Annotated in this window: 8 protein-coding genes and 1 pseudogene; 2 read left to right on the top strand and 7 right to left on the bottom strand. The window is 63.3% G+C overall.

Annotated features, from left to right (window positions below):
• Window positions 1–17: 17 nt before the first annotated feature.
• A complete protein-coding gene (gene tagQ, locus J3P90_RS25510; RefSeq protein WP_434675566.1) occupies window positions 18–959 on the top strand; it encodes a type VI secretion system-associated lipoprotein TagQ in 942 nt (313 codons plus the stop codon).
• Between the two features lie 525 nt (window positions 960–1,484).
• Here the strand turns inward: tagQ and J3P90_RS25505 are convergent.
• Window positions 1,485–1,655 (bottom strand): annotated as a pseudogene (locus J3P90_RS25505) (DUF6124 family protein); the annotation flags it as partial.
• Between the two features lie 225 nt (window positions 1,656–1,880).
• Here J3P90_RS25505 and J3P90_RS25500 point away from each other — a divergent pair.
• Window positions 1,881–2,261, top strand: coding sequence for a helicase (locus J3P90_RS25500; protein ID WP_434675565.1), 381 nt, complete (start codon window positions 1,881–1,883; stop codon window positions 2,259–2,261).
• 163 nt (window positions 2,262–2,424) lie between these two features.
• Here the strand turns inward: J3P90_RS25500 and J3P90_RS25495 are convergent, their stop codons facing one another.
• From J3P90_RS25495 to exbB, 6 genes are all read right to left on the bottom strand, one after another.
• Complete coding sequence (locus J3P90_RS25495; RefSeq protein ID WP_420767150.1) at window positions 2,425–3,822, bottom strand: aminoacyl-tRNA deacylase and HDOD domain-containing protein; 1,398 nt, start codon at window positions 3,820–3,822, stop codon at window positions 2,425–2,427.
• 78 nt (window positions 3,823–3,900) lie between these two features.
• Window positions 3,901–5,976: an ATP-dependent DNA helicase RecG gene (recG, locus tag J3P90_RS25490; protein ID WP_434675564.1), complete on the bottom strand. Its 2,076-nt coding sequence runs from the start codon at window positions 5,974–5,976 to the stop codon at window positions 3,901–3,903.
• 9 nt (window positions 5,977–5,985) lie between these two features.
• A complete protein-coding gene (locus J3P90_RS25485; protein ID WP_039593629.1) occupies window positions 5,986–6,906 on the bottom strand; it encodes a hydrogen peroxide-inducible genes activator in 921 nt (306 codons plus the stop codon).
• A 311-nt stretch (window positions 6,907–7,217) separates the two neighbouring features.
• Window positions 7,218–7,973 (bottom strand): energy transducer TonB family protein, encoded by a 756-nt coding sequence (locus tag J3P90_RS25480; RefSeq protein ID WP_434561619.1) that lies wholly within the window; start codon window positions 7,971–7,973, stop codon window positions 7,218–7,220.
• The gene (gene exbD / locus J3P90_RS25475) at window positions 7,970–8,398 is read right to left on the bottom strand and encodes a TonB system transport protein ExbD (RefSeq protein WP_030142181.1); all 429 of its coding nucleotides are present in this window, start codon (window positions 8,396–8,398) and stop codon (window positions 7,970–7,972) included. The genes J3P90_RS25480 and exbD overlap by 4 nt, the downstream gene beginning before the upstream one ends.
• A gap of 6 nt (window positions 8,399–8,404) precedes the next feature.
• On the bottom strand, window positions 8,405–9,376 hold the full coding sequence (exbB, locus tag J3P90_RS25470) for a tonB-system energizer ExbB (protein WP_434675563.1): 972 nt from the start codon (window positions 9,374–9,376) through the stop codon (window positions 8,405–8,407).
• Between the last annotated feature and the right edge of the window lie 95 nt (window positions 9,377–9,471).

The following is a 9,471-nucleotide window of genomic DNA, read 5'->3' as shown; positions in this document are numbered from 1 at the left end:
TAAACGAGAACACAACTATGCTTTTCTCCCGTAAACCTTTTGCTTCGGTTTCCAAGCGTCATTTGCTGATGGTTGCTGTGGGCTTCAGCACCGTACTGACTGGCTGCGCTTCGTCGCCGACGTCCAAGGTCGCCTCGAGCACCAAGGTCGAGTACTACCCCAACTGCTACGAGCCGGTGCAGCACCTGCGCTCCACCGAAGGGAACATGACCAAGTCGGTCGTCACCGGCGCAGCCGTCGGTGCCGTCGGTGGTGCGCTGCTGGGCGCCTTGACCGCCGACAAGGAAGACCGTGGCCGTAACGCCGCCATCGGTGCCGCGGGCGGCGCCTTGGCCGGTGGCGCTACCGGTTACTACACCGAGCGCCAGAAGCAGATCGCCGATGACAACATGCGCATCGCCTCCTACGCCGCCGACGTCAGCAAGAGCGCTTCGGACATCGACCGCAGCACCGCCTACGCCAAGGCGTCGCAACAGTGCTACCAGAACGCGTTCAGCAAACTGGTCGCCGACCGCAAGGCCAAGACCGTCAACGACACCGAAGGCCGCAAGCGCCTGGCAGAAATCGTTGCCGGCCTGAAAGAATCCAATGACCTGATCGTCGCGGTGAACGGCAAGGCTTCCGAAGACCTGAACAACTACACCCAGGCCTACGAGAAGGACCTGCAGCAAGTGGGTGTGCAGCGTACTGACGTGGTGACCGTGGCCACTGCTGACACCACGCAGGTTGTGGCGGCGCAGGCCAGCACCAAGACCAAGAAGAAAGTGACGCCGGCGAAGAAGAAAGAACTGCCAGCCGTGCCGAAAGAAGCGGTCGCTACCGAGAAGACCCTGCAGACCGCCAAGGCCAAGCAGGATGAAAGCAAACAGGTTGCCAGCGCGGGTACTACGCAGGTGAACAGCATGTGCAAAAACCCGGACCTGGGCGATTGGGCACCGGTGCCTTGCCCGAATGTTTGATCGGGGGCATATCCGTTGCTGCGGTAACGGCTGCTTAGGGTTTCGCCCTTACGGCGACTCACTTTTTTTCAGACGCCAAAAAAAGTGAGCAAAAAAGCTTGGCCCCACCACTCGGTGCCTCGCCTAGGCTCGGCATGCCCTCACTCCGGCATTGCTCCGTGGGCCCGCCGCGAAGGGTCATCCATGACCCAGCGCGGCTAACCCGGCATCCATGCCGGGTTGCCCACTCCACAATGCCTGCGTTCAGCCATCGTGGTTAACGGGGCCTGACAGATCAAAAGCCGAGCCGAGGCGGCCTTGAAGCCGACCTGGCTCTCGGTGGGACCGCGTTTCCCCTGTGGGAGCGAGCTTGCTTGCGAAGGCGGCCGTTCAGCTTGCATCGATGGCGACTGATCGACCGCTTTCGCGAGCAAGCTCGCTCCCACATTTGTTTTGTGGTGACTGAAATATTTGCGACAACCCCGATCCCTTGTGGGAGCGAGCCTGCTCGCGAAGGCGTCGGTTCAGCTTGCCACTATGTCCGTCCTATCCCTTGGCTGCAGACGCCGCCACCCCCTTCGTCTCCAAATGATCCAACGCGCGCTCGACCAACAACTGAACCCCATCGGCCATACGGCTGATCGCCAGGGCTACACAGCGGCGGGATTCGTCGATGTCGTCGGCCAGGTCGGCGGCGATTTTTGCGATGACGAATAGAGGTTAGCCGCGCTCGGTTGCCCTGCCTAGTTCATGAACAGCCCGGTGTTTTGAAGGAAATCTCCGACGGGTCTGAAGGCCATGGAATGCCGCTTCTAAACATGACTTGGCAGTCATCGTGCGCAAAATGCGGGCGATCTTCCTTAAACCGGATTCGATGATGGCGTTCCGCTGGGGAAACGATAAACTGCGCCAGCCGTTCATTTTTCTCACGAGGCTGTGCCGATGAAATTTCGTTTCCTGTTGTGGATGCTGGGGTGGTTGATGGGCAAGGCCAGCCGCAGCAATCCAGCCTTCCAACAACAGCTTGGCGACAAGGACCTGGTGTTCCAACTGCAAACCCTGGACGGCAAGATCGCTCGGTATTTCACCGTGAAGAACCAGCGCATCACCAGCCAGTCGGGTGTTTATGCAACGCCGGCCTTCGCCATCGCCTTCAAGGACGCAGCCTATGGCTTCGCCACGATGCAGGCGAAGAACAAGCAGCTGGCGTTCATGACCGGGATCCAGGACAAGTCGATCCAGATCAAGGGTAATCCGGCGCTGGTGATCTGGTTTCAGGGGTTGATGAAGTATTTGAAGCCGAGGAAGGCCAAGAAGGTCTAGTCGAGAACCCCGTGGCGAGGGAGCTTGCTCCCGCTGGGCTGCGAAGCAGCCCCAAATAGGCTAGTGCGTTTGCGCTGACGGATCGCGTCGGCAGGTTTTGCGTCTGCTGCGCAGCCGAACGGGAGCAAGCTCCCTCGCCACAACAGCCCTTGTGCCGCTGCGTTTAATGGCTGAACTGCGACGCCAATTCCCGCAGTAGCACCTCGGCTTCAAGCACCTTGCTCACCACATCATTGGCCTTTTCCCGAGTCAGCCCAACGCGTTCGAGCAGGGCATCGGGGATGTCCTCATCCGGTCCGGAGCCGATGCTGCGTGAGCGCAGCAGGCGTACGGCCAGGCACACCAGGTTCGGGTAGGCGGCGTATTCGCCGTCGTAGTGGGGGTCGTGCTGGAAGCGCAGGGCGGTGGCCAGTTCGTCGGGCATGTCCCAGTAGCGCATCAGCCAGGCGCCGATCTGCTCGCGGCTGATGCCCAGCAGGTGTTGCTCCACATAGCTGTGGCACAGGTGCGGGTTGACTTCCAGGTGCCGGCAGATCAAGGAGAAATGCGGCGGGAAGACGTGGGCCAGCAGCAGGTAGCCAAAATTGTGCAGCAAGCCCGACAGGTAGGTCAGGCCGCCCTCCGGGCGCTGGGCGCGGGGCATGGCGCGGGTCAGGCCTTCGATGACGGCGGCGGTGTAGATCGATTGCTGCCAGTACGGCGTGGTGTGTTGCGGGTGGTCCTTGGGCAGGCTCAGGGTCTTGCCCAGGGCCAGGCCCAGCGCCAGGTTGATCACCAGGTCGAAGCCCAGCACCCGGACGATGGCGTCTTCCACCGAGCGAATCTTGCCCGGCGATGCGTAATACGGCGACGCGGCCCAGCTCACCACTTGGGCGGCCAGTGCGGGGTCGGTTTCGACCACGCCGGTGATGTCGTCGATGGTGGCGTCAGGGTCGACCCGCAGCTTGATGATTTTTTGCGCGGTTTCGGCCAGCGGCGGGATCTCGATGGTCTCTTCCAGCCGTTGCTGGATACGCCGGGCGGTGAATGCCTGGACGGCTTGGGTGATTTCCTTGCGGTCGTCATCTGGGCGGTCCAGGTTCGGGGAGATATTGCCCAAGGGTTCGCCAAACGTCGCGGCGCTGGCCTTGGTGAGCATGGTCTTGAAGGCTTCGCTGGTGACTTCCAGCAGCAGCCCCGGCTCGCCTGAGTTGATCAGCAGCTTGGGCTCGCGCAGCAAGCCTTCTTCGTACAGGCATGGCGAGCTGGTCAGCGCGGGTAGGCCCGGCAGCAGGCTTAGGCTGTGCTTGCCCAGCATGCGCTCCAGGCGCTCGGTCGGCACCGCCGTGAGTTTGCGGCCAGTGAGTTCGGCCAGACGGTTGAGGTCCAGCAACTGATTTTGTGGAAACAGGACCATGAGCGCGCCGACGGCATCGTGCAGCAGCACGGCTTGCACTTTGCGAGCAGGATTCAGGCCCGGTCGCTCGATGATTTCGTCGAAGGCGATGCCCAGTTTTTCGAGCAATTGCCGAATAACAGACGGAGCGTGCGGGGTTACGGGGACGAGGGCAGCTTCGGTCATGGTCGGTGTCCGTATTCTACAAGTGGGTCAGTATAACCAGCTTGTCCAGAAGGCGCGTCCAGAAAACTGAGCGCGTGCTCACACTTGGCCGTATTGCTGCCCATGGCGCAGCCAGCGATCCAGCAGCGGGCTCACATGGTCGGGCCAGCGCTCCAGCAGCGCCTGGGCGGCGTCGCGAACCGCCGGGAGCAGGTCGGCGTCGCGCATCAGGTCGGCCACCTTGAATTGAAGCAGACCGGTCTGGCGCGTGCCGAGCATTTCGCCTGGGCCGCGCAGTTCGAGGTCTTTTTCGGCGATCACGAAACCGTCGTTGGTTTCGCGCATGATGCCCAAGCGCTGGCGGCCGATCTGTGACAGCGGCGGGTGATAAAGCAGCACGCAATGGCTGGCGGCACTGCCCCGGCCGACCCGGCCGCGCAGCTGGTGCAACTGCGCCAGGCCCAGGCGCTCGGGGTTTTCGATGATCATCAAGCTGGCGTTGGGAACATCGACGCCGACCTCGATCACGGTGGTGGCGACCAGCAGTTGCAGGACGCCGGCCTTGAACTCGGCCATGACCGCCGCTTTTTCGGCAGGCTTCATGCGGCCGTGGATCAGCCCGACTTTCAACTCGCCGAGGGCGGCGGTGAGGTCTTCAAAAGTAGTCTCGGCTGCCTGGCAGGTCAGCTCTTCCGACTCTTCGATCAGGGTGCACACCCAATAGGCTTGCCGGCCTTCGGCGCAGGCGCTGCGTACGCGCTCGATCACTTCGACCCGCCGGGTATCGGTGACCAGCACGGTATTGACCGGCGTGCGACCGGGAGGCAGTTCGTCGAGGATCGAGGTGTCGAGGTCGGCGTAGGCGCTCATCGCCAGGGTCCGTGGGATCGGCGTCGCGGTCATGATCAACTGGTGCGGGCACATGCGCCCGCCGACGCCTTTCTGCCGCAGGGCCAGGCGCTGTTGGACGCCGAAGCGGTGTTGTTCGTCGATGATCACCAGGGCCAGGTTCTTGAACTGCACTTCGTTCTGGAACAGAGCGTGGGTGCCGACCACCATCGGCGCGCCTTCGGCGATCTGCGCGAGGGCGGCGGCGCGGTTCTTGCCCTTGAGCTTGCCGGCCAGCCAGGCGACTTCGATGCCCAGGGGTTCGAGCCAGCGCTGGAAGGTGATGAAATGTTGCTCGGCCAGGATCTCCGTGGGCGCCATCAAGGCCACTTGATAACCAGCCTCCAACGCTTGCAGCGCGGCAAGGGCGGCGACCACGGTCTTGCCCGCGCCGACGTCGCCCTGGATCAGCCGCAGCATCGGCTCTGGCTGGCTCAGGTCGTAGGCGATTTCGTTGCCGACCCGCTGCTGCGCGCCGGTGGGGGTGAAACCGAGGTTGGCCAGGTAACGGGCCGGCAGCTTCGTCGCCTTGGGCATGGCCGGGGCGCGCAGCGAGCGCAGGCTTTCGCGCAGGCGTTGCTGGGACAGTTGATGGGTCAGCAGTTCTTCAAAGGCAAGGCGATGCTGGGCCCAGTGATGTCCGAGAGCGAGCTCTTCCACATCTGCATCGGCGGGCGGGTGATGCAGATAGCGAATCGCGTCGGCCAGTGGCGCGAGCTGATAGTCCCGGGCCAACTCCTTGGGCAGCCAGTCCGGCAGGCTGGTGGGGCCGAGCATTGTCAGGGTCTGCTGGCAGAGTTGGCGCAGGCGCTGTTGGGTCAGGCCTTCGGTGAGCGGGTAGACCGGCGTCAGGGTTTCCGCGACGGGCGGCGGTTCGTCGCCGGTGATGGCGCGGTATTCCGGATGATAGATCTCCAGCCCCGAGGCTCCGGGCCGCGCCTCGCCGTAGCAGCGCACGCGGGTGCCACGCTTGAGGCCTTCCTTTTGCGCATTGCTGAAATGATAGAAACGCAGACTGAGCCCGCCGGTGCCGTCCTGCAGGCGCACCACCAGGCTACGACGCCGGCCCATGACCACGTCGGCGCCGCTGACGGTGCCTTCCACCACTGCATCCTGCCCAGGCCGCAAATGGCCGATGGGCACCACGCGGGTGCGATCCTGATAACGCAGCGGCAGGTGGAACAGCACGTCCTGGAGGGTTTCCAGGCCGACCTTGGCCAACTTTTCGGCCATGGCTTCACCGACACCCTTGAGTGCCGTGACCGGCACTTTCGACAGCTCAGTCATGGCAGCGGCTTACTTGGCGGCGGGCGGCTTGGCCACGGAACACAGGCGGATCGAGTCGGCGAGGATCTCGATGGCCTTGGGTCGCGGGAAGCTGGCGCGCCAGGCAATGGCAACGGTGCGGAACGGCACGGGCGCGGTCAATGGGCGGACTTCGATCACGCCGGGGGAGTAATGATGGCTGTCCACCGCCGACAACGGCAGGATGGAAATGCCCAGGCCGGAAGCAACCATGTGGCGAATGGTTTCCAGAGAGCTGGATTCCACCGTGGTGTGTTTGGCGCCTTCGCTGCCCTTGGTCAACGTCGGGCAGGCTTCCAGCACCTGGTCGCGGAAGCAGTGGCCTTCGCCCAGCAACAACAGGCTCTTGTCGTTGAGCAGACCGGCGTCGATGGTTTTTTTCTGGGTCCAGGGGTGCTGGGCCGGCATCAGGACGTAGAACGGCTCGTCGTAGAGCGGCAGGGTCAGGACATCGGCTTCGTTGAACGGCAGGGCGATGATGATTGCGTCCAGCTCGCCGTTGCGCAGCTTGTCGCGCAGCACGTGGGTGAAGTTTTCTTCGATGTACAACGGCATCTGCGGGGCGACCCGGTGCAGTTGTGGAATCAGGTGCGGGAACAGGTACGGGCCAACGGTGTAGATCGCGCCGACTTTCAATGGGGCGGTCAGCTGGTTCTTGCCGGCCTGGGCCAGCTCGCGAATGCCCTGGGCCTGTTCCAGGACCTTTTGCGCCTGGGCCACGATGCCTTCACCGACCGGGGTCAGGCGCACCGCGCTTTTGCTGCGCTCGAAAATAAGCACACCGAGTTCGTCTTCAAGCTTTTTCACACCCACCGACAGTGTCGGCTGGCTGACATGGCAACGCTCGGCCGCATGGCCGAAATGCTGCTCTTGGGCGAGGGTCACGATGTAGCGTAATTCTGTGAGGGTCATGGCGAAACGTCCGTGAAGTTGCGAGCCAAGCATACCGGCTGCAATCGATAGACGCACGTTATCAGACTGGAGGCGCGGTGCGACACTGTCGAATGTCTGTGTGGTCGTTGCCGGATATGAAAAAAGGCATCTCTCGATGCCTTTGTTTGATTGTGGCGAGGGAGCTTGCTCCCGCTGGCCTGCGCAGCAGGCCCCGGTTCGGTGGATGCGACCAGCCTGATGCATCGCGTTCACCGGTTTGGGGCCGCTTCGCGGCCCAGCGGGAGCAAGCTCCCTCGCCACCAGGTTCACCCTGTCATCGGGTGTTTGGGTCAGCGGCGTCGCTTGTCGATGGAGTACAGGAACGGCGCCGTCAGCTCGACCGTGCCGTTGGTCAGCAGGTCGGCCGGTGGCTTGGGCAGCGGTTGGGCGCGACGGATCATGTCCAGGGTGGCCCGGTCCAGATCGGCGTTGCCTGACTTGCCCACCAATTCGAAGGACAACACGTTGCCTTCGGCATCCACCACGAACCGCAGGCGGTTCATGCCTTCCTTGCCGCGTGCCTGGGCGCTGGCCGGGTACTTCTTGTATTTGCCCAGGTGCGCCAGCAGTGTGCCTTGCCAGCTCGCCTTGGCCGCCATTTGCGCGGGCGACGGGCCAGGGGCCGGTTGTGCGGACTTTTCGGTCGGCGCCTGGGTGGGCTGAGTGTCGGCGGGCTTTTGCTCCGACGGCGTTTCCTTCGGCGGCTCCGGTTTTTTCTCCACCGGCTTGGGCTTGGGCGGCTGGGGCTTCGGCTTGGGCTTGACCGGCTTGGGCACGGCGATTTCCGCCTTCGGTGCTTCGGCCAGTTTTGGCAATGGCAGCTCTTCCACCGGCTCCGGAGGCGTCGGCGGTGTGACGACTTTCGGCGGTGCAGGCGGTGGCGGGGCAGGAACCGGCGCCAGCTCGACCATCATCGCCTGGGGCGGCAATTCGAGGGGCGGACGCGTCGTCCAGTTCAGCGCCAGCGCGATGGCAAGCGCGTGAACGCCCAGCACCACGGCGAGGCTACCGCTGTAACGCGTCAGTTTTTGGCGCGTCGTGATCATTTCTTCGGCGCCGTCTCGAGTCCGACCAGGCCGACCTTCAAGTAACCGGCGCCGCGCAGGGCGTCCATCACGCTCATCAGGTCGCCATAGTCCACGCCTTTGTCGGCCTGGAAGAAGATCGTCGTGTCTTTCTTGCCCTGGGTCTTGGCATCGAGGGTCGGGCCGAGGCTCTCGACCTTGATTTCCTCTTCGCCCAGGAACAGGCGCTGGTCCGCCTTGACGCTCAGGAACACCGGTTTCTCGGGCCGTGGCGACGGCTTGGCCGTGGACGCGGGAAGGTCAACCTTGATGTCCACGGTGGCGAGCGGGGCGGCCACCATGAAGATGATCAACAGCACCAGCATCACGTCGATGAACGGCGTGACGTTGATTTCGTGGTTCTCGGCCAGATCGTCGTCTGCGCCTTCTTTCAAATGCAGGCCCATGGCCAATTACCCCACTTTCACCATGTGTGGTTGCGAGCCACGCTCGGGCGGCAGGTGATCGAGGTCGCGGCTGACCAGCAGCAGGACTTCGGCCGAAGCGTCGGAAACCTGGGCCTTGTAGCCGGCGATGGAGCGGGCGAAGACGTTGTAGATAACCACCGCCGGGATGGCCGCGACCAGGCCCAATGCGGTCGCCAGCAAGGCCTCGGCGATACCGGGGGCAACGACGGCAAGGTTGGTGGTCTGGGTCTTGGCGATGCCGATGAAGCTGTTCATGATCCCCCACACGGTGCCGAACAGGCCGACGAACGGCGCAGTGGAACCGATGGTGGCCAGTACACCGGTGCCGCTGCTCATGTTGCGACCGCAGGCCGCGACCAGGCGCTCGAGGCGGAAGCTCACGCGCTCCTTGATGCCCTCCTTCTCGCGGCTGTTGGCCGACAGGCGCATTTCTTCGAGCGCATCGTGGACCAGCAGGTTGGCGAGTGTGCCTTCCTTGCCGGCGGTGGCACTGGCTTCCTTGAGAGTGGTGGCTTTTTTCAGCGCGGCGATTTCACCCCGCAGGCGACGCTTGGCGCCAAGCAGTTCAAAGCCTTTGGCGATCCAGATCGTCCAAGTGATGATCGAGGCGATGGCCAGGCCGATCATCACGGCTTTGACGACCACGTCGGCGTTTTTGTACATGCCCCACGGCGACAGGTCGTGGGCCATGCCCAGGGTATTGTCGGCTTCGAGCACTTGAGGCGCCTCGGCCTCGACGGCCTGGCTCGGATCGGCGGCCACGGGCGTTGCAGCAGGTGCGGCCGGGTCCGCCGGTGCCTGGGTGGCAGCAGGCGTGGTGGCGGGGGTCGATACGGGCGTCTGCGCATCAGCGAAGGCGGCGCTCGGCGCCAGCATCAGACTGAGCAGCAAGGCTGCCACGGCGCCCCAGGCGCGGGGTCGGTTGGTTGGCGAAGCGGAAGAGAAAGAACGTGTCATGCTGGCCGGACCTGAGAATAAAAGAAGGTTGATGTTCTTCCAGGCCTCGTGAGGCCGAGAACAAAAGTGGCGAGCATTATTGCAAGTAATTCTTG

The sequence above is a fragment of the Pseudomonas sp. D3-10 genome (assembly GCF_051132175.1).
In the GTDB taxonomy this organism is placed as follows: Bacteria; Pseudomonadota; Gammaproteobacteria; order Pseudomonadales; family Pseudomonadaceae; genus Aquipseudomonas.
The sequence above is the reverse complement of the archived record's forward strand: the minus strand, read 5'-3'. Positions and strand labels throughout refer to the sequence as shown.